Origin of the sequence: Archangium violaceum Cb vi76 (assembly GCF_000733295.1) — a bacterium.
Lineage (GTDB): Bacteria > Myxococcota > Myxococcia > Myxococcales > Myxococcaceae > Archangium > Archangium violaceum.
On sequence record NZ_JPMI01000205.1, the window covers coordinates 1 to 272 of the forward strand.

The 272-nt window shown below is 55.5% G+C and carries 1 tRNA gene; it reads left to right on the forward strand.

What is annotated here, in order from left to right:
• Positions 1–130: 130 nt before the first annotated feature.
• Positions 131–207: transfer RNA gene (locus Q664_RS27345), tRNA-Ile, on the forward strand.
• Positions 208–272 lie beyond the last annotated feature (65 nt).

A 272-nucleotide genomic window follows, 5' to 3' on the forward strand; every position in this document is an offset into this window, starting at 1 on the left:
AGCGAAAGCTGCAATAGGTCGACCAGGTCAACGTTTCGCAATCGTCTGGGCTTGCTGTTTGGTTTTGAAGGACCGAGTCACGACTCGGTTCTTTGAGAATGAAGAGAGTTGTTCGGGTAACTCACCAACTGGGCCTATAGCTCAGCTGGCTAGAGCGCGCGCCTGATAAGCGCGAGGTCGGTGGTTCAAGTCCACCTAGGCCCACCAGTTTCCCAGCGGGGAAGACAGGTGATGCGATGACAGCCGGCAGGTTGAAGTACCACGACGCGATT